The sequence below is a fragment of the Exiguobacterium sp. SL-9 genome (genome assembly GCF_004336985.1).
Classification (GTDB): Bacteria; Bacillota; Bacilli; order Exiguobacteriales; family Exiguobacteriaceae; genus Exiguobacterium.
Genome location: NZ_SJUO01000003.1, coordinates 104915 through 125054, shown reverse-complemented (window position 1 = coordinate 125054; position 20140 = coordinate 104915). Strand labels below are relative to the sequence as shown.

At 52.3% G+C, this 20140-nt stretch carries 17 protein-coding genes; 6 read left to right on the top strand and 11 right to left on the bottom strand.

Annotation, left to right across the window (positions count from 1 at the left end; translation table 11 throughout):
* Nucleotides 1–116 precede the first annotated feature (116 nt).
* The 8 genes from cydC to arcA form a co-directional block, all read right to left on the bottom strand.
* Entirely contained in the window at nt 117–1832 is a 1716-nt protein-coding gene (gene cydC, locus EVJ34_RS09220) for a thiol reductant ABC exporter subunit CydC (protein ID WP_131485393.1), read from the bottom strand.
* A complete protein-coding gene (gene cydD / locus EVJ34_RS09215) occupies nt 1829–3553 on the bottom strand; it encodes a thiol reductant ABC exporter subunit CydD (protein WP_131485392.1) in 1725 nt (574 codons plus the stop codon). Before cydD ends, cydC begins: the two co-directional genes overlap by 4 nt.
* Nucleotides 3554–3680: 127 nt before the next feature.
* Nucleotides 3681–4367, bottom strand: a complete 687-nt coding sequence (locus tag EVJ34_RS09210; RefSeq protein WP_131485391.1) for a Crp/Fnr family transcriptional regulator — start codon at nt 4365–4367, stop codon at nt 3681–3683.
* Nucleotides 4368–4494: 127 nt separating this feature from the next.
* Nucleotides 4495–6837: a glycoside hydrolase family 31 protein gene (locus EVJ34_RS09205; protein ID WP_131485390.1), complete on the bottom strand. Its 2343-nt coding sequence runs from the start codon at nt 6835–6837 to the stop codon at nt 4495–4497.
* A gap of 180 nt (nt 6838–7017) precedes the next feature.
* A complete protein-coding gene (arcC, locus tag EVJ34_RS09200; RefSeq protein WP_131485389.1) occupies nt 7018–7980 on the bottom strand; it encodes a carbamate kinase in 963 nt (320 codons plus the stop codon).
* A 15-nt stretch (nt 7981–7995) separates the two neighbouring features.
* Nucleotides 7996–9471 (bottom strand): arginine-ornithine antiporter, encoded by a 1476-nt coding sequence (gene arcD / locus EVJ34_RS09195; RefSeq protein ID WP_131485388.1) that lies wholly within the window; start codon nt 9469–9471, stop codon nt 7996–7998.
* A 53-nt stretch (nt 9472–9524) separates the two neighbouring features.
* Nucleotides 9525–10553, bottom strand: coding sequence for an ornithine carbamoyltransferase (gene argF / locus EVJ34_RS09190; protein ID WP_131485387.1), 1029 nt, complete (start codon nt 10551–10553; stop codon nt 9525–9527).
* Between the two features lie 16 nt (nt 10554–10569).
* The gene (arcA, locus tag EVJ34_RS09185; protein WP_031199961.1) at nt 10570–11799 is read right to left on the bottom strand and encodes an arginine deiminase; all 1230 of its coding nucleotides are present in this window, start codon (nt 11797–11799) and stop codon (nt 10570–10572) included.
* Nucleotides 11800–12141: 342 nt separating this feature from the next.
* Between arcA and mgtE the strand changes: the two genes are divergently transcribed.
* Both mgtE and EVJ34_RS09175 read left to right on the top strand, forming a co-directional pair.
* Nucleotides 12142–13500, top strand: a complete 1359-nt coding sequence (gene mgtE, locus EVJ34_RS09180) for a magnesium transporter (RefSeq protein ID WP_131435943.1) — start codon at nt 12142–12144, stop codon at nt 13498–13500.
* A gap of 143 nt (nt 13501–13643) precedes the next feature.
* Nucleotides 13644–15425, top strand: a complete 1782-nt coding sequence (locus EVJ34_RS09175; RefSeq protein ID WP_131485386.1) for a solute:sodium symporter family transporter — start codon at nt 13644–13646, stop codon at nt 15423–15425.
* 37 nt (nt 15426–15462) lie between these two features.
* Here the strand turns inward: EVJ34_RS09175 and EVJ34_RS09170 are convergent, their stop codons facing one another.
* A complete protein-coding gene (locus EVJ34_RS09170) occupies nt 15463–16365 on the bottom strand; it encodes a GGDEF domain-containing protein (protein ID WP_131435946.1) in 903 nt (300 codons plus the stop codon).
* A 322-nt stretch (nt 16366–16687) separates the two neighbouring features.
* Here EVJ34_RS09170 and EVJ34_RS09165 point away from each other — a divergent pair, with 322 nt between their 5' ends.
* From EVJ34_RS09165 to EVJ34_RS09155, 3 genes are all read left to right on the top strand, one after another.
* Nucleotides 16688–17074 carry a GNAT family N-acetyltransferase gene (locus tag EVJ34_RS09165; RefSeq protein WP_131435948.1) on the top strand — a complete coding sequence of 129 codons (387 nt, stop codon included), beginning with the start codon at nt 16688–16690 and terminating at the stop codon, nt 17072–17074.
* Nucleotides 17075–17085: 11 nt separating this feature from the next.
* A complete protein-coding gene (locus EVJ34_RS09160; RefSeq protein ID WP_131485385.1) occupies nt 17086–17790 on the top strand; it encodes an SDR family NAD(P)-dependent oxidoreductase in 705 nt (234 codons plus the stop codon).
* 88 nt (nt 17791–17878) lie between these two features.
* Nucleotides 17879–18085 carry a hypothetical protein gene (locus EVJ34_RS09155; RefSeq protein ID WP_131435951.1) on the top strand — a complete coding sequence of 69 codons (207 nt, stop codon included), beginning with the start codon at nt 17879–17881 and terminating at the stop codon, nt 18083–18085.
* 19 nt (nt 18086–18104) lie between these two features.
* Here EVJ34_RS09155 and EVJ34_RS09150 read toward each other — a convergent pair whose 3' ends face one another.
* A complete protein-coding gene (locus tag EVJ34_RS09150; protein WP_034779522.1) occupies nt 18105–18536 on the bottom strand; it encodes a hypothetical protein in 432 nt (143 codons plus the stop codon).
* 145 nt (nt 18537–18681) lie between these two features.
* On the opposite strand from EVJ34_RS09150, the gene EVJ34_RS09145 reads away from it, so the two are divergent.
* A complete protein-coding gene (locus EVJ34_RS09145; protein WP_131485384.1) occupies nt 18682–19683 on the top strand; it encodes an MDR family oxidoreductase in 1002 nt (333 codons plus the stop codon).
* Between the two features lie 58 nt (nt 19684–19741).
* Here the strand turns inward: EVJ34_RS09145 and EVJ34_RS09140 are convergent, their stop codons facing one another.
* Nucleotides 19742–20086, bottom strand: coding sequence for a YflT domain-containing protein (locus EVJ34_RS09140; RefSeq protein ID WP_131435955.1), 345 nt, complete (start codon nt 20084–20086; stop codon nt 19742–19744).
* Nucleotides 20087–20140: the final 54 nt, after the last annotated feature.

The window sequence follows — 20140 nt, the reverse complement described above, 5'->3', positions numbered from 1 at the left end:
CACGTGGATTCCCCTCCACGACACTCTTTTTGAAAGCAATGCGACAACCCCCATTTGTTGCACCCAAATTTGCCATCCAAAAAACGAGCGGCTCTCCGACGGAGCCGCTCGTTTTTTCATGCAAAGATATCTTGTTCGATTTGTTTCAACCCATAAAATACACCGCGTGCCTGCATCAGTTCATCATACGATCCGGTCTCGACGATGCGTCCGCCTTCCATGACGATGATGTGATCGAAACGTTCGAGTCCGGTCAGACGGTGACTGACCATGACGAGCGTCGCTTCATCGGCTTGACGGAAAATTTCTTCGAACACGTCGGCCTCGGTCCGCGCATCGAGCGCCGACGTCGCTTCGTCAAGAATCCAAAGCAAGCCATTCTTCAACAAGGCGCGAGCGATGGCAAGACGTTGCCGTTCCCCGCCCGACAAGTTCGCCCCTTTCTCAAGGACCGGCTCGTCGAGCGAGAAACCGAGACGAACACTCGCGAGTGCTGCATCCATCTCGTTGTCCGAGAAGTCCCCGGCGAGCGCCAAGTTTTCTCGCATCGTACCGAAGAAGAAATGGTTCTCTTGAAGTACAACACTCGCATGGCGCCAGACGGACGCTTGCGTGACATCGTCGACGCGATGGCCGCCAAGCCTCACCTCACCCGAATCTGGTCTGACAAAAGCGAGCAACAGTTGCAACAGTGTCGACTTACCAGAACCACTTGGTCCGACGATGACAGTCTTCGAGCCGTTGCGTAATGTCACATCGACGTCGCTCAGCACGTCGCGGAACGTATCCGGATAGCGATAGATCACCCGTTCAAACGATACGTCAGGAGCTGTCTCAAGCACCACGTCGGTACGGGACGATTCGGCCATGACGATCGCTTCACTTGGCTCGATCACTTCAAACAGACGATCGGCCGCTTGTTTGCTGTCGGCAAAGTGGCCTGGGAACACCGCCATCGGTGTCGCGTTCTCAAACGCGGTGAGTGACATCATGATGAGCATGGCCAAAAATAGACCGTTCAACTCGCCGTCGACGACGAGATAAGCCCCGATGGCCAAAACGCCCCACGAGACGAGTAATGATGCCGCTACAACGAGCGAGGAGTTGAAGAACTGGTTCGTCACATCTCGTTTCTGCGCCTCGGCGTAACGGTCGCTCTGTTCAAGCAACTCGCCGCGAGTCCGTCCGAGTTGATGATGAAGCAATAAATCGCGATACCCGTACATCATCTCCGTCATCCCGCTTGAGAGGTCGCCCCGCAAAGTACGAAGTTCCCGGTCATGTTTGGCACGCACACGGGCGAAGAAGGCCGGAATCAAGAAACCGGTCACGAAGACGCCGAATAAGATCCAGACACTGACCCAGACCGAAAAGTACGTGACGAAGAAAATCGTGCTCAAGAAGACGAGCACCAAAATGATTGGCGGGTAGAAGACCCGTAAAAAGTAGTTCTGTAAACTCTCGACATCACCGACAACGCGGGCGAGCAAATCTCCGCTGCGATACTTGGCAAAGATGCTCGGCACGAGCGGTTCGAGCTGGCGGTAAAACCGGACCCGCAACTCGCTCAAAATCGTGAATGTCGCTCGGTGCGAGGCCAATCGCTCTTGATAACGTGCACTCGCTCGAACCACACCGAACAGCTTAATCAGAACGACAGGTACCATAAGTGCATAGAGCGGCGGAACGAGCCCCGCCCGAGAGACGAGGTAGCCGCTCGCCGCGAACAAGGCGACAGCCGCAATACCGGCCACGTAACCAAAGAAGATGGAGAGGACGATATCCTTTTTCTCTCGCATCATCCATTTCGTGATCGTCCAAAGGGAATTCATCCTCTCACTCCTTTCTGTAGCGTGAACAAGTCCGCGTATTGCGGAACGCTGAGCAAGTCGTCATGCGTGCCTTGGGCGATGAGACGTCCTTCGTCCACGAACCAAATCGCATCGGCTTGTTTGATTGTATGCAGGCGATGCGCGACCGTGACGAGCGTCGCGTCGCGCGACAACTCATCGATCGAGCGGCGAACGATTTGTTCGGTCACCAAATCAAGACCTGTCGTCGGTTCATCGAACAAAATGATTCCTGGACGTTTTAAGAAGGCACGGGCTAGGGCGAGCCGTTGCCGTTCGCCTCCGGACAAGCCATAACCCCCTTCACCGAGCTCGGTATGAATGCCGTTCGGCAACTGGTCGATGACATCGGTCAATCCGGCCGCTGTCGCCGCTTCCAAGATGCTTGCCTCGTCCGCCGTCTCACCAAGGGCGATATTATCGGCGACGGTACCGGCGAACAAATAAGGGTTTTGCGAGATATAGCCGATTGTGTCGTACCATGACGAATCGGTGTACGTCTCGAGTGGATCTCCGTCCACGAGGACACGTCCGCTGTCGGGTTTGACGAGCCCGGACAACACGTTCAAGATGGTCGTTTTGCCGGACCCGCTCGCCCCGACGAGTGCCACGTGAGCACCGGCAGGAATCACACCGCTTAATGGATACAGCGTGAAACGTCCACCTTCATAAGCGAACGATACTTCGGCAAGCTCGAGTTCGGGCGTCCGACTCATCAACGTCCGGTCGCCCCACTGTAGTCGCTCATCCGGTGCGTCGAGCGCTTCGAAAATACGGTCAGCCGCTCCCATGCTTCCTCGTCCGGTATGGAACGCACCACCGAGGTCTTTAATGGCCAAATAGTATTCCGGGGCCAAGACGAGAATCAAAAAGCCGGAGAAGAACGTCAAGTTCTCCCAGACGACCATTTGTAGCGCCACTTCGAGTGCGACGACGCCCGTGCTGAGCATCGAGATGAACTCGAGCATGAGCCCTGACAAGAACGCCGTCTTCAAGACGACCATCGTCGCGTCACGAAAATCGAGACTGCTCTTCTCGATGGCTTCCGCCTCACGTTCAGTCCGACCATATAGTTTCAACGTCGTCAGTCCTTGCAAGACGTCCAAAAACTTGCCAGAGAACTGATTCATTTTCTCCATCTGTTCTTCCGACTTCTTCTGTGTCGCAATCCCGATGATAATAAAAAAGATTGGAATGAACGGTGCCGTCACCATCATGATGACGCCCGAGATCCAATGTTGACTGAAGACGACAACAAGAATGAGCAATGGGATAATCGACGTTTGAATGACTTGCGGCCAATATTGGCTGAAGTAGGCATCGACCTCATCGACCGCGTCCATGAAGACGCTGACTTTCTTACCCGACTGACCGGATAATGACGTCTCGATCGGATTCGATGTATAACGGTCGAGCAACTGCAACCGCAGTGACCGTTTCGCCTTCTCCGATAGACTTGCTCCGATCCGTCCTGACATATACCCGAACAAGGCGCGGGTGACGAGCGCGAAGATGAGCCAACCGAGCGTCGGGACGATGCTTTCAAACGATGCATTCTTCAAAAAGACTTGATCGACAATGTCGACAATTAAATACGCTTGCGCCAAAATCGATAAGCCAATCATCACTGCCGCGATGACAAGTCCGACGATATGGCGTTTTTCTGCTAAAGCGAGAGCTTGCAGTCGTTTCACTGCGTTCATCCTTTCTATCAATAAGGAAACTTTTCTTTGTGAGGATTCTCACTAATTATAACTGATGCGCTCTTTCAAGGCGAACGCTTCGCTTAGTCACATATGCAAAAGACGCCACGTCCGACACGAGGCGCCATCAAGTCGATTGTTCGAAATATTCGGGATGTCCAATCATCAATTCACGCGCGTCGAATTGAAGCACGTCTTCTTTTCGCAAGCGTGATAAGATGTTCGACACCGTCTCTCGCGATGTGCCCGACAAACGTGAGATTTCGATTGTCGTGAACGGACAACGGACACGCACGCCCTCTGCTTCCGGTTCCCCGAGGTCTTCAATCAAGTAATGAATCGTGTTGAGCACCCGGTCGGTCGCACTCGGCGTTATGATGTCCTGCACCCGTCGTTCGTGCAAATCGAGAATCCGATTCATCTGCCCGACGATATGGAGCAGCATCGATGCGTTCCGAGAGACGAGTTGTTCGAATCGGTCCGTCGGCATATAGATGACCTCGATATCGGTCAACGCCTCCGCCGAATGTTGATAGTACGGTTCCGTCAGCAAACCTCGATACGGAAACAGTTGCTTCGGTTTCAAGTAGTCCGTATATTGATGGGTCGCCGTCTCATTGCTACGCTCAATCTTCACGTAACCGCTAATCAAAAAGTAGATACGTTCTCGGGGATCGCCTTCCATAAATAACAGCTGTCCTTTTCGGTACGTCCGACAATAGACATGGGGCAACAGCACCTCGAGCTCACGCGTGGCACATTTGACGAACACATCGAGTTGTCGCAAATCGTCTACCGTCCATTTTGGTTTCATGTCGAACCCTCCAATCGATCTTCCCTCTCCTTTTAGTATAGTTGGTTTTAATTTGAAAACGCTTACAAAAACCGACGATTTTCTGACAAAAAAAGAGGGGACAAACCCCCTCCCCACAGCAAGTTATTCAATCGAGCATCAATTCCATGATCGCGTCTTGCAAGTCGCGGTCGAGTTCAAGCGCATGCAAGTCGAACAGCCATGCCTCGAGCCGTGTCTTCGCGGCCGCCGTTCGATATAACCGATCTTTTAAATCATAGGACATTTCGGCACGATCCAAGAAACGATACAAACGATTGAGCCGATGGTCGTTCGTCGTCAGTTCGACCGGGAGCGACACTGTCATCTCCTCATCAATTGAACCGACTTCGAGACGAAGTGTCTGTGTCTCCCGACTATACTCGCCGGAACCGGTCACGCCTCGGAGAAGCAACGTGACGGTACGGTCAGACGGCAAGACGGTCCGGTCACCCGTGACGTGGATGTGGAGCTTCCGTTCCTCCCAATCGAGCGTGAACGTCGTCTCAGCGTAAGCACCCGCCTCATAGTCACGATCCGTCCCATTGTCTTCATAAAGCGTGAACGTGTTCGATGCCCCTGGGAAGACGAGTATTTCTAATTCACTCGGGTTATCCGTATCGTTACGTCCCGAATAATGCCGCGCCATCGGGATGATGGCCCCAGCTTTCGCGAACACTGCCTGCTCATCGAGTCCCCGGAACACTCGAATCGACTTCTCGCCCGCATAGCGATGACCGGTAAAGAAGTCGAACCAGTCACCTTTCGGCAACCAGACATTCGTGGCGGCGACGTGGAGCTGTTGGTTCATCGGCTCGACGATCGGCGAAACGATGAGCTCACTGCCGAAGTAATATTCGTTCGGTACTTCATACGCCGCGTCCTCGTCCGGATGTTCGTAGTACATCGGTAAGATGAGCGGCAAGGCATCCGCATGGTTTCGCCAATTCATCGTATAAATGTACGGGATCAATTGATGACGCAGTCGCAAGAACGTCTTCATCGATCGCTCCGCCTCGAGACCGAAGCGCCACGGTTCCTTCCCGTTGAACGTGCTCAACGTCGAGTGTAGCCGCATGATCGGACTGAATACGCCGAACGCGACCCAGCGTGCGGCAAGCTCGTCGTCTTTCGAGCCTCGGTAATGGCCACCGATATCGTGGCTCCACCAACCGTAACCGATATTGGCTGCCGTCGCCGTGAAATACGGCTGGAATGCGAGCGATGCCCATGAAATCAACGTATCTCCGGAGAATCCGACCGGATAGCGGTGACTACCGGGTCCCGAGTACCGGGAGAAGATGAGCGGTCGATTGCCATCCCGGGCGATATCGGTGGCGTGATAGTGGTTCAGCATCCAGAGCGGGTCGAGTCCTTCCATTTTCGATGTCGACCCTTGTTGCCAGTCGATCCACCAAAAGTCTACACCGTCGTCTTCATGAGGGTGGTGCATCTGTTCGAAGTAGGCTTGTATGAATCGTTTGTCGGAAAAGTCGAACGGGATGCGGTCGCCGTGGGACGGTTCAAGTCCCATCGCCTCGGCCATCGCCGCATATTGATCTTCGAACGCACGCACGCCGTCTGCCGGGTGCAGGTTCAACGTGACGAGTAGTCCTTCTTGTTTAAGCCACGTCAAGAAACCTTTTGGGTCTGGGAACAAATTCTTGTTCCAAGAGTAGCCCGTCCACCCACTACCATACTCTTCCGGGACGTCGGTGACGTGCCAGTCCATATCGATGACACTGACCGAGAACGGGATGTCCTCTGTCTTAAACCGACGCATGAGTTCTTTATATTCCGTCTCATCATAGCGCCAATAGCGGCTCCACCAATTGCCGAGCGCTTTCCGCGGTAAGAGCGGCGTCGGACCCGTCAGTTGGTAGAAGTCACGGAGTGCGCGCTTATATTCATGTCCATATCCAAAGTAGTACAAGTCATGGATGTGTTTACGACGCGGTTCGACGAAACGGTCTTCCGTCATGATGAACGAATCAGAGTCATCAATGACGGCATATCCTTGTTTCGAGGCGATCCCCTCGCCGAGTTCCGTCGCCCCATCGACGTGGTCGAGCGTTCGCGCCGTCCCTTTCAACGTCCGCTCCGGCCCGTTGAACGTATAGCGGCTATAATACGTACTGAAATTCCCTTTCACATCGACATACAATGTGTTCGGTGCGAACGGCCCTTTCGTATAGTACAGATGGACGTGCTCCGTGATGATTTGTAGCTCCGTCTCGTCCTCGATCACGCGAAACTCTGGAACTTCGAACGCCCGGTTAAAGACGACTTGGGTCGGCCGGTCTTCAAACACCCCATCCTCCGCGTATTCCATCCGAATCAACTGGCTCGTCAGCACCGTGAAGCGATAACAGCTCCCTTGGACGATCGCCCGATCATCTGCCTGCGGTTTCATTTGCTTCGTATAGACGTTCTCCTCTTCAAATAGACGCATAAGCTCGAGCGTTGCCGCTCTTCGTCACTTCCTTTCCACATGTGCAAACGTTTACACAAACGATGATAGCAATGTCTGAATCGACATACAACATTCCTTCCCCATGTAGCCGAATCAAAAACGACGAGATGCCGATTCACGAAAAAAAGCCACAGACAAATGCGTCTGCAGCTTTATGTTTTATTGTTGGAGTGTCGCAGCGAGTCGGACACGCGTCCCGACATCGCCCCGCACCGCCGCTAGCGCTTGCTCGAGTGACGTGATGACGGCGACCCGATCGTGTCCCGACTCTGCAAATTGAAGGGCGGCCCGTACTTTCGGCAGCATACTGCCTGGCGCGAACTGCCCTTCGGCGATATATACCTCGAGCTGTTCTTTCGTCGTCTCCTCGAGCGCTCGCGCCAACGGCGTCCCGAAATCGACGAACACGTGGTCGACGGCCGTCAAAATGAGGAGCATGTCCGCCTCGACGAGTTCAGCGAGCTTCGCGGCAGCGAAGTCTTTATCGATGACCGCCTCGACCCCGGTATAACCGTCCGGTGTATCGATGACGGGAATCCCACCGCCGCCAGAGGCGACGACAATATGTTCATGGGCGACGAGGTCACGGATGACTTTATGTTCGAGAATCGCGACCGGATACGGGCTCGGGACGACGCGACGATGGCCGCGACCGGCATCTTCTTTGAAGACGTAACCAGTCGTCCGTTCCATTTGTCGAGCTTCTTCCTCATCGTAGAACGGACCGATCGGTTTCGTCGGGTGGCTGAAAGCACTATCATTCGGGTCGACGACCGACCGCGTGACGATCGGGGCAATCGAACGTTCCAAGCCACGGACTCTTAGTGCCTTGGCAAGGGCGTTTTCGAACCAATACCCGATCATTCCTTGCGTCATCGCACCGCAGACGTCGAGCGGCAAAGCCGGCGTCGCCGGACTGTCTGATGCGGCTTGTTGTAACATCAAGTTCCCGACTTGTGGACCGTTCCCATGGGTGATGATGACGTCGACCCCCTCGGCAATCAAGGCAGCCAGCGATTCCGCTGTCGCCTCGACGGCTCGAATTTGAGCCTCGGCCGTCGCATCTTTCCCTTGTTGAATCGCATTTCCACCTAACGCGATGACTACTCGTTTATTCCGCATATTGGTTTCCCCCGATCAAAAGACTGAGATATTTCCTGAGACGATGCGTACGACAGCCAAGATCGCGAGCACCGTCAAGATACCGGCCACGATCCATTCCGCCTTCGTCAACGTCTTGATGCCGTTCTCACGCTGTGCCTTGATGTAGAGCAACGTTCCCGGTGCGTATAGTAACGTCGTGAGGAGAAGGTAGTCGATTCCAGCCGCATAGATGAGCCAAATTCCGTAAATCGAGGCGACGGCACCGATGATGAGGTCACGCGTCCGGCGCTCACTGGCATTATAGCCGATGCCATTTTTGGCCACCTTGACTTGATAGAAGGCCGAGAAGACGTACGGAATCAAAATCGCACTCGAAGCGAGCGAGAACGCGAAGTTATATGCCGCATCCGAGAAGAGGAACGTGAAGAGGAACAGCTGGATCAACCCGTTGGTAAGCCATAGTGCATTGGCCGGCGCATTGTTTTTATTCTCTTTCGTGAACCATTTCGGGAACACGCCGTCCTTTCCGGCCACAAATGGGATCTCCGCAGCGAGCAGTGTCCAGCCGAGCCAGGCCCCGAGAACAGAGATGACGAGACCGCCATTGATGAGCATCGCGCCCCACGGCCCGACCGCTGATTCAAGCAAGTACGCCATCGCCGGTTGTGAGGCGTTCGCCACGTTTTCCGGATTCATAAGGCCGAGTGACATGACCGAGATGAGCAGATAGATAACAAGTGTGCCGAGCAACCCGATGACCGTTGCTTTCCCGACGTCCGAACGCTTGCGAGCCCGTCCGGACAAGACGACCGCTCCTTCGACCCCGATGAACACCCATAACGTGACGAGCATCGTCGAGACGACCTGGTCTCTCACACTACTCCAAGAGAAGCCGCCCTGACCCCAGAAGTCGAACGTGAAATTGTCGAGGTTGAAGAAGAATAACGTGATTGTGATGAAGGCAAAAATCGGTACGAGTTTAGCGATTGTCGTGATGATATTGATCATCGACGCCTCGTGGATACCTCGTAAAATCAACGCATGCACGAGCCATAACATAATCGAGGCGCCAATGATTGAAGCGATGTTTTGACCGCCTTCAAAGATTGGGAAGAAATAGCCGACCGAACTGAACAAGAGCGTCGCATAAGCGACGTTGCCAAGCCAAGCGGAGAGCCAGTAGCCCCACGCCGAATTGAACCCGACAAACTGACCGAAGCCGGCCCGGGCGTAACTGTACACCCCACCATCGAGATCCGGACGACGCATCGTCAAATTTTGAAAACTGAGGCCGAGAGCGATAATCCCGATCCCGGTGATGACCCACCCGATCAAAATCGCTCCCGCGTTCGCACCTTGGGCCAAGTCGGCCGCCAAGTTGAAGGCGCCGCCCCCAATCATTGAACCGACGACGAGTGCCGTCAGCGCTCCGAGCCCTAAACGTCGATCTTTCTTCTCTGGTTGTACGCCAGCCGTTCCACTTGAGTCATGCGCTATTTTCGTAGACATTGAACTCATCCCTTTCGTTTAGTACGAACCGGAGGGGAGGACCCTCCCGTCCGTCAGCGTTCAAGCCATTCGTTTGTATCGGTGAGCGTCGCGGCCATCACCGCTTTAATCGTGTGCATGCGGTTCTCGGCTTCATCAAAGACGAAGGAATGGCGGCTCCGGAACACCTCGTCCGTGACTTCCATCTCGGTCAATCCGTACTCCGCATGAATCGCCCGGCCGACTTCAGTCTCCAAGTCGTGGAAGGCCGGCAGACAGTGAAGGAACATGACGTCCGGATTGTTCGTCTTCGTGAGCATGTCCATGTTGACTTGATACGGGTGAAGCAGCTTGATGCGCTCGGCGAACTCGGCCTCTTCGCCCATCGATACCCAGACGTCGGTGTAAATCACGTCGGCGTCGGCGACCGCTTCATCGATGCTTTCGGTCAGTGTGATTGTCGCCCCGGTCTCGGCTGCGACCGAGCGGGCGAAATCGACGACCTCATCCGATGGCCAAAGCGATTTCGGCGCACAGATCCGCATATCCATCCCAACTTTGGCCCCACCAATGAGAAGCGTGTTGCCCATATTGTTGCGTCCGTCGCCGACGTAGACGAAGCGGATGCCAGAAAGCTCACCTTTTTGCTCTTTGACGGTCAAGAAGTCAGCCAAGATTTGCGTCGGGTGATACAAATCTGTCAAACCGTTCCATACCGGGACGCCGGCGTCTTTGGCCAGTCCCTCGACCGTCTCGTGGGCGAAGCCGCGGAATTGGATGCCGTCAAACATACGCCCGAGCACGATTGCCGTGTCGCGCACCGATTCTTTTTTGCCGAACTGAATATCCGATTTCCCGAGGTATTCCGGATGCATGCCTAGATCGATGGCCGCCACGGTGAACGCACAACGCGTCCGCGTCGATGGTTTCTCAAACAACAGGGCCACATTCTTCCCTTCACAGATGCGATGCGGGACGCCTTGTTTCTTTTGACGCTTGAAGGCGGCCGATAAATCGATCAAATAGTTCAACTCGTCTCCTGAAAAATCGTTCAATGATAGAAAATGACGGCCTTTCAAATCAAAGTTGTACGTTGTGGACATGCTCGTTTCCTCCTCGTTAAATGTCTTCGCGGATAATCGGACAGCTCATACAGCGTGGACCCCCACGGCCACGCGACAGTTCACTCGACATGATTTCGATGACTTCGACTCCTTCAGAGCGAAGCAGCTCGTTCGAGACGTAGTTGCGATCGTATGTGACGACGACCCCTGGCGCGATGGCGAGTGTATTCGATCCGTCGTTCCATTGCTCGCGGGCCGCTGCGATCGGGTCCCCGCCCCCACATGGAATTAAGACGATCTCATCGAGGCCGAGTGCTGCTTTCAATACGTTCAACAAATCGGTATGTTGCGTGATGTGAAGTTCACCTTCTGCGTTCAACGTCAGTTCAAAAATATTCATCTTCCCTCCCGGGCCTTGAATGAACGGATGGATGGTGAACTTGTCATGATCGACCATCGTGAAGACCGTATCGAGGTGCATGAAGGCGCGTGACTTCGGAATCTCGATGGCGATGACTTTTTTGAACGTGCCGCCGTTCTTCAACAAGTTGAGGGCAACCCGCTCAATCCCTTGCGCCGTCGTCCGTTCGGAAATCCCGATGGCGACGACTTCTTTCGAGAGGACGAGCTCATCCCCACCTTCCATCGCGAAGCGGTAGTCTCGGTCCGACCAGATGGGAATGTCATGTTTCGCAAACCGTGGGTGATAGCGCATAATATATTGCGTGAACAACGATTCGCGCCGACGGGCCGGCTCTTTCATTCGGTTGATCGATAACCCATTCCCAATGGCCGCCGCCGGGTCACGAGTGAAATATAAGTTCGGCATCGGATCGAGATAGAACGGGTACGTGTCTTCGATCATCTCGTGCAAGTGACGCCGTTTTTCCGGCTTGATCTCGGATTTCCGAATCCCGGCCATGACGGTTTCAATCAATTTTTCATTGTCATAGGCGAGCAAATATTCTTTCAGTGTCTCGTACGAGCCGTTTATATTCGATTTCGACTCCGATAAGATATCGGCGACAAAACGTTCGCGCACTCCTGGTAGCGACAACGTCTCCGCCATCAAATTTTCTAGATAGAGCACTTCTACTCCACGATTTTGGAGCACGCTCGCAAAGTAGTCATGTTCTTTTTGAATGACCGGAAGATGAGGAATGTCGTCAAATAAGAGCCGTTCCAAATATTCCGGGGTCAAATTTTCCAATTCGCGCCCGGGGCGTTTTAATAGTACCGTCCTAAGTTCACCAATTTCTGAATACACGTGGATCGGATGTTTCAGCGTTGTATCCCGTGCGGTTTGTTGATCCGTCATCGATATCATCTCGCTTCCTCCTTGTGATTCGGGTGTGTTTCTACCCTTACATTATCAACTTACCCAATTCCGAGGTGGGCAAGTCCGACGTTTGGCCTGTGGGGGATTCCACAGAAAAGTGTATAGACTGTGCGACACGGTGAATGAACACTCAAGAATGGAATGATCGGTTCTACGAAACCGGGCAGACGTAACGTATACCTTCCGTATAGATTGTGAAAAAATTCTATAACATTTTTTTGATTTTGTTTGAGCCCAACTGAAGTCGTGACATAATATAGACAAATGATATGAAAAGGAAGTGAGTCGATGGCAATCGAACGTACAGAACGCGCCCGTCATGAAGCCCAAGTGACAGCGCTCATCCAAAAAGGGGATCCGGTCGATTTCCGCGACATGTTCCTCACCCTCCATCCAGGTGAACAAGCCGACCTTTTCATCGAGCTCGAACAACCGGACCGCCAGTTCGTTTACGATGCTTTGTCCCCTGAGTCGTTCACCGATCTCTTTGAAAAACTTGAGCTCGATGAGCAAGAACAGTTCATTCAAGAAATGCCTCGTCCGTTCGCCGTGCGCGTGTTGAACGATATGTTCTCAGATAACGCTGCCGACTTGATGAACGAGCTCCCTGACGATTTCATGAACGAACTGTTCGAGTTGATGGACGAGACCGAGGCGACCGAGGTCAAAGACTTGATGCGCTATCCAGACGATACGGCCGGCGCGATCATGACGACCGAATTCATCGTGTTGAAAGCGGATAAGACTATCGGGGCGACGCTTGAAGATTTGCGCGAGCTCGGCCCCGAAGCCGAGACGATTTATTATCTATATGTCATCGATACAGATCGCCGGCTCGTCGGTGTCGTCTCGCTACGTGATTTAATCGTCTCCCCGCTCGATCTTCAAATCGCGGACATCATGGGCCGACGCGTCGTATCAGCCCACGTTCTCGCCGACCAGGAAGATTTAGCCCGAACCGTTCAAAAATATGACTTACTGGCCCTGCCTGTCATCGATAGCGAGGACCATCTGCTCGGGATTATCACGGTCGACGACGTCATGGACGTCATCGAGCGGGAGACGACTGAGGACTTTGAGGAACTGTCGGCGACGAAAGGATCGTCTGACATCAACATGGGACCAGTCGAAGCGGCGATGAAGCGCGCGCCATGGATCATCAGTCTCATGTTCCTCGGGATGATCACCGCGTCGACAATCGGAGGCTTCGAGGATACGCTTGAAGCGATCGTCTTGCTCGCCGTCTTCATGCCGCTCGTCATGGGTTCGGCAGGAAACGCCGCCACCCAATCGCTCGTCGTCGCCGTCCGCTCGATTGCACTCGGGACGATCAATCGGAAGAACGTGTTGAAAATGATTCGCCGCGAATTCGGGACGGGCGTCTTGCTCGGCCTCGCCTGCATGGTCGTCATCTTCGGTGTCATCACCGTTTTATATGACAGTGCCTTGATTGGGATGATTGTCGGTCTATCAATCTTTGCGTCGCTCAGCGTGGCGACCATCGTCGGGACACTCGTCCCGCTTCTGATTAATCGATTGAAACTGGATCCAGCCGTCGCGTCGGGTCCGTTCATCACGACAGTCGTCGACAACCTTGGTTTGATTATTTATTTCACGGTCGCGACTTCGTTGCTTCGCTTTTTTTGACACCTGACATCTCAGGTGTCTTTTTTGTTGTGAGGTTTATTACAGTTCTTTTACAAAAGAGAAAACGGGAAATAATCATACTTCGTGAAGGGTAGTTATGGAAAGTACTTATAAATAAGAAGCAGTTGAGGGAGGGAATGTCGTTGACCATTCAACAAGTTGTTTACATATTAATCACTGGGGCCTTATTCATGGGGCTCGTCGCATACGTGTCGTATCGCATGACAAAAGGGAAAGTCGAGAGTGCTGACGATTATTTCTTGGCCGGACGTGGTCTTACTGGTCTGTTCATTGCCGGTTCACTCTTATTGACGAACTTGTCGGCCGAACAATTGATCGGCTTGAACGGACAATCGTTTGCCGGCAATATGTCCGCCATGGCGTGGGAAGTCACGGCTGGCATTGCCGCCATCATCATGGCCCTCTTCTTACTGCCACGTTTTCTCGGAATCGGTATTTCCACGATTCCCGAGTTTTTGAGCCAGCGGTATGACGAGGACGTCCGCCGTTTGACGGTCCTGTTGTTCTTGTTTGGCTATATGTGCGTCACGATCCCATCGATGCTCTATTCCGGCGGTTTAGCCGTCCTGCAACTGTTTGACGTACCAGCCCTGCTCGGGATCAGCTTCGAGCAATCACTCTGGATGGTCATTTGGTTCATCGGGATCATCGGTGCCGTGTATGCTATCTTTGGTGGACTCCGTGCCGTCGCCGTCTCTGACACATTGAACGGAATCGGATTGATTATCATCGGATTCCTCGTCCCGACGCTCGGCTTTATCGCGCTCGGTGACGGCAATCTTGTCGATGGGATGAAGACGATCGCGACCGAGAATCCAGAGAAACTGAACGCCATCGGGTCGTCAAACGACTCCGTCCCGTTCTTATCTATCTTCACCGGAATGATTTTTGCGAACTTATTTTATTGGGCGCTCAACCAGTACGTCATCCAACGGGCGCTCGGGGCGAAGAACTTGGCCGAGGGACAAAAAGGCGTGCTCTTCACCGGCTATTTGAAGCTGCTCGTCCCGATTTTCATGTTGCTTCCGGGGATTATCGCGTTCCATTTGTATGGCACGAACGTCGATAAGGCCGACCTCGCTTATCCGAGCTTGATTGCCGACTTGTTGCCGATGTGGCTCATGGGCTTTTTCCTTGCCGTCTTGCTCGGTGCCGTGTTCAGCTCGTTCAACTCGCTATTGAATAGTATCGCCACCTTATTCGTGCTCGATATTTACAAGCCGAAGTTTAAACCGGACGCATCAGACAAAGACTTGATTCGGGTCAGCAAATGGTTCGGCACGTTCGTCGCGCTCGTCTCATTCTTCGTCGCCCCGAACTTGATGTATGCGCCGGACGGTCTTTGGGACTTGATTCGCCGTTTCACCGGCTTCTTCAACATCCCGATTCTTGTCATCGTCTTAATCGGGATGCTCGTGAAGCGCGTGCCACCGATTGCCGCGAAACTCGTCATCGGCTTCCACGTCGTCACGTATTACTTCCTCGTCTGGGGGACTGAGCAGTGGTTCGGCTTCGATCTCGGCATTAACTTCATTCATATTTATGGCATCTTGTTCGTTCTCGAGACGGCCATCATGCTCGTGTTCGCGAAAGCTCGTCCGATGCAACACATCAATCCGATTCACATCGACCTCGGTCGCGTCAAACCTTGGCGCCATGCCATCTCGACGTCAATCATTCTCGTCGCGTCGATGGTGTTCGTCTACTTCGTATTCTCGCCGATTGGTCTCGCCTACGCAGATGGAATCGTGTCGAGCTGGTTTTGGCCGGCGACACTCGCTTTGGTCGCGGCGACGAGCGGGCTCGTCTGGGCGTCTTACCGCTACTGGTTGCCGCGTTATGAGGCATACTTGAACAATCTCAATACGACCGAAACAGAGCTCGAAGAAAAATCGAGTAGTTGATTATCTATCGAAAAAGCACATTTCTCGCTGACATCCATCAGTGGGAAACGTGCTTTTTCGTTTTGTTTCGTTGTTTCTGTCGATACATATCGTGATCGGCTTCCTCATACACTTGAGAGAAATCCGTCAGCTGCTCATGCCATGCCGCTCCGACTGCGGCTGAAATTTGTTTCGTTTCAAGCTTTGATTTGATAGTCGTAGTGAAGGCAACAAATGCCTCCTCGTCTTGATTCTCGGCTAATATGACAAACTCATCGCCTCCGAGACGATACACACTTGTACTCAGTTCGAGCAACTCGAATGCCGTTTCTTGGAGCAACTTGTCCCCGGCAGAATGTCCATGGTTGTCATTGATTCGTTTCAAATCGTTCAAGTCGATAACAATTAAACCTATACTGCCATTTGAAAGACAATGAACCGCTTCATTAAACGCTCGACGATTCAAGACGCTAGTCAAACTATCGTGACGACTCTCGTAAGCCAATGTTTCTCGCTCTGTCATGGCAGCATGCACGTTTCGAATCACTCCTTGCACCGCCACGATTTCATCATTCTCGTAAATCGGCGTCGTGTATTCCTCGAACCACAAATAGTGGCCATCGTTCGTTCTCCATCTTTGTAAAATCGCCTTTTCGTAATCGACTTTCCCTAAAACTTTATTGACGAGCAGTTCATAATCTTCCGGATGAACGCGACGAAAACAATCATACGGATCCTCATAATTGGTCGCTACTACTCCTTCTCCTAAATAGAAGTCCAAGGACGGACTAATGTAGCGAAAACGAAATACCGGCTTGACTTCAAAAATATAGATGACGTCCTTGAGTCGATTCCCGAAATGCGTAAACTCTTCATCCATTCCTTTTCGAGATTGACGAATTTTATGTATAGTCAGCATGAAAATCAGACCTAGTAACAAGCCAAATCCAAATTCAAGCATGTTTCTCCGCTCCTTGCTCTTAAACTATTTGTTTATCGTATCATGATGGGAGAATGTCACCTATTCACTTTCAATTATTTAGGTTAATGTTTAACGATAAGGTATATTTTTTTGAACAAGTACACATCTCTTGAGCGTCAATAACCAAGGCTGATATTACGGGAAGCGCGTATGAGTTTAACTTGAAAACGAAGACGTATTTACATGGCACATGATGGGTTACGACCCCGGCGTCGGAATGAATCTCGGTCGTCTGTTCGAACGAATCCGACGGGGCGTTCGACCTCATGAAAGCCATTGAAATGAAAGTAGGTGAAGCTTGATGGTCATTCGTCCTTATGAAGAAGTCGATTTTGAACAGATTCAAGCGTTGAATGAAGCGGAAGGTTGGAGTCAACTCGTGCGGCAACATGAATTGACGAAACAGGCATGGCGGCAATCGAACGTCGCCTATGTCGTCGAGTCAGAAGGACATGTGATCGCCTACCTGCGGGGATTGACCGACACGACCGTGAGCCTGTACGTGTGCGAACTGCTCATCGCGGCCTCGCACCGTCGCCTCGGGATTGGCAAGCGATTGCTGTCACACGCCCATGCGCTCTACCCTGAAACGCGTCTCGAGATGCTCGCGAGCGCCTCGTCACACACGTACTACGAAAAATTGAACTTCCGTCCGTTTTACGGTTATCGGAAGACGATTCACGAATAGGAGGAACATTCATGAAACTAGCCATTGTAACCGGTGCGTCGCGCGGCCTCGGCCGTGCCGTCGCCGAGGAATTGTTGAAGCGTGATTACGACGTCGTCAACTTCTCTCGGACGCAGGCGACCGATGTCTCGTTCCGTCACGTCAAGGTCGACTTAGCTGATCCGACAAGCACACTGGCCGCGGTTGGACAGATGAAGCCGCTCATCGAGACGGCGACGTCCTTGCTCGTCGTCCAAAATGCGGCGTTGATTGAACCGATTCACCGGGCCGGTCAATTGGATGCTGCGCAGCTTATCGCCCACGTCCAAGCCAACCTGCTCGCCCCGATGCTCTTGACGAACGCGGTGCTCGCATACGACCTGCCCGTCTCGCTCATCCACGTGACCTCTGGTGCCGCCAAGCGCCCCATCTCGGGCTGGAGTGCCTATTGTGCGACGAAAGCCGGTCTCGATCATTTCACCGAGACGGTCGCCCTTGAATTGACCGATACGGACGACAAAGTCGCCTTGTTCAATCCAGGCGTCATGGACACCGCGATGCAGGAAAGCATTCGGGCCTCGTCAGAAGACGCGTTCCGTGACGTTGAACAGTTCCGCTCCTATGTGACGGAAGGACGATTGCGCACCCCTGAGACGGTCGCCCGCATCTTGGCGAAACACTTGCTAGACGAGCCGTTCGAGAATGGCAAGACGTATTCGGTGTATGACCTAGACTAATTTTTCACCCGGTGTAAAATTAAGCCACCCTTTTCAGACTCAACCACCTACACTAGAGACAGATGAAATGAGAAAGGGTGGCTAAGTCATGAAGACGATTGCAGGAGGATTATTATTTTTCGGCTTGTTCAGTCTCGGATTGTCGTTCACGATGATTGGGGACACGGCGATTGTCGGAGCGATGGTGAGCGGTGTCGCGATCTTATGTAGCGTCGGACTTTGGTTCGGAGCGGCGGAAATGACACGTATCCGCACTTCATTCCTCGACAGCAAAAAAACGTCTTTCCCCGAATGAGGGAAAGACGTTTTTGGATTCATTGATTGTCTTCTTCTTCGTAATCATCATCCGCATATTCCTCGAAATCATACTCTTCGAAGTCAGCTTCATCGATAAAGATGTCGCGGTCATTGACGACGTGAATCGGACCGTTGGCCACATCGATTCGAATCGTCCATGCCCATGGAATGCGCAATCGGCTATAAACGCCTGTCCAGAATTCCATCGATTCTTGCTCGTATCGTTCGAACTCTGCCAGTAACTCTTTAAAGGTTACCCCTGACAACTGAAAGTTTGAGTCTTGGATTCGCTCGAGCGCATTATGTGTCGCCTCGAGTTCCGCCGCACGTACCATCTCTTCGGCCGTTGCCATCTCAAGAATGGTACCATCCGGTGGTAGAATGTCGTATACGTTAAACAATTCGCCTTCTTCTACTTCTTCATCAAACTCATAGTCGTCGTGCCGCATGCTTCATTCCTCCTCACTCTAGTTGAATCTCTTTCATTGTACCATTCCACACCCTGTTAGAACGAAACATTCGTGCATATATTTATTTATGAAGGGTAAAGTGATAGAGTAAAAAATTGCTAATCTAGAAAAGAGGTTCAATCCTATGAAAGATTCATTTCAAGCGCTCGTCCTCGACAAAAAAGATGACGGTCTCCACTCCACAGTGACAGATGTCAAACTCAAACTCGACGCACTTCCAAAAGAAGAAGACGGTAACGTCCTCATCGAGGTTCATTATTCCGCACTCAATTACAAGGATGCCCTCGGTCTTACCGAGCCCGGAAAAATCGTTAATCAATACCCGTTCATTCCTGGATGTGAATTCGTCGGCAAAGTCGTCGAATCCGATCACCTCGACTTCAAAACCGGCGACGAAGTCATCGCGACCGGCTTCGGCATCGGTGAACGACATTTCGGCGGTTTCAGCCAAGTTGCACAAGTTCCCGGAAATTGGCTTGTGAAACTGCCTAAAGGTATGAACATGCGAGACGCGATTGCAATCGGAACACCTGGACTGACAGCTATGCTATCAATCGATGCACTCGAGCACGCAGGCGTCCGTCCGGGTGAAGAAGTGCTCGTGACCGGGGCGACTGGCGGCGTAGGCAGTTTTTCGGTTATCTTACTTCGCAAACTCGGGTATCACGTCATTGCATCGACAGGAAAAACAGACTCCCCTTATTTGCATGAACTCGGGGCCGACACAGTCATTCCTCGACATGAGCTGGAAGGACCCATTCGCCCGCTAGCCAGACAACGCTTTGACGCGGCGATTGATTCAATTGGCGGGACCACCCTTGCGAATATTTTGAGTCAAATTCGTTATGAAGGAGCCGTGGCGGCTTGTGGACTTGTTGGCGGCTCCGATCTTCCAACAACTGTTTATCCGTTTATTTTACGAGGAGTCAAATTAATCGGAATCGACTCAGTCATGCAGCCAATCGAACGACGCCTGAAAGCCTGGGAGAGACTGGGTGAATTGCTCGATTCTAACGTGCTCGACCATATGATTCATGAAATCCCGCTTCACGACGTCCCTCGCCAAGCCGAGGCGATGATGCGAGGTGAACTCAGCGGTCGAACCGTCGTCCGCTTGCATAACTAACAAACAGGGCTGAATCGATCGATTCAGCCCTGTCTCTGTATTCTCCATGGTGGTGGAATTATAAAGTGAATCCGGCTGGTGCGTCTTTGACAACGACAATCACCTTGCCTTGGTCTAATTTTTTCTCGAGTTGGTCCGCTTCTGTCGATGAGAAGCCAAGTTGTTCAAACTGAGCCCGAAGCTCATCGCCTTTTTTACGGAACACATTTTTCACGGCCGTCCCCAGGCCGACATCTGATGCCGATACCGTATTCGCGTCGGCGTTATCGGCAACGCGGTCGGTCCGATCATCATCATGGGTGATGACATAAATGTGCTTGTCCTCAATCCCTTTCGCTTTCATCGATTGAATGGCGGTCACGACTTCTTCATCATTTGTAAACTCTTTGTACAATACTGACATGTCTGTTCTCCTCCTTCGATAGCGTTACATGAGTAGTTATTACCTTCTTTTGCA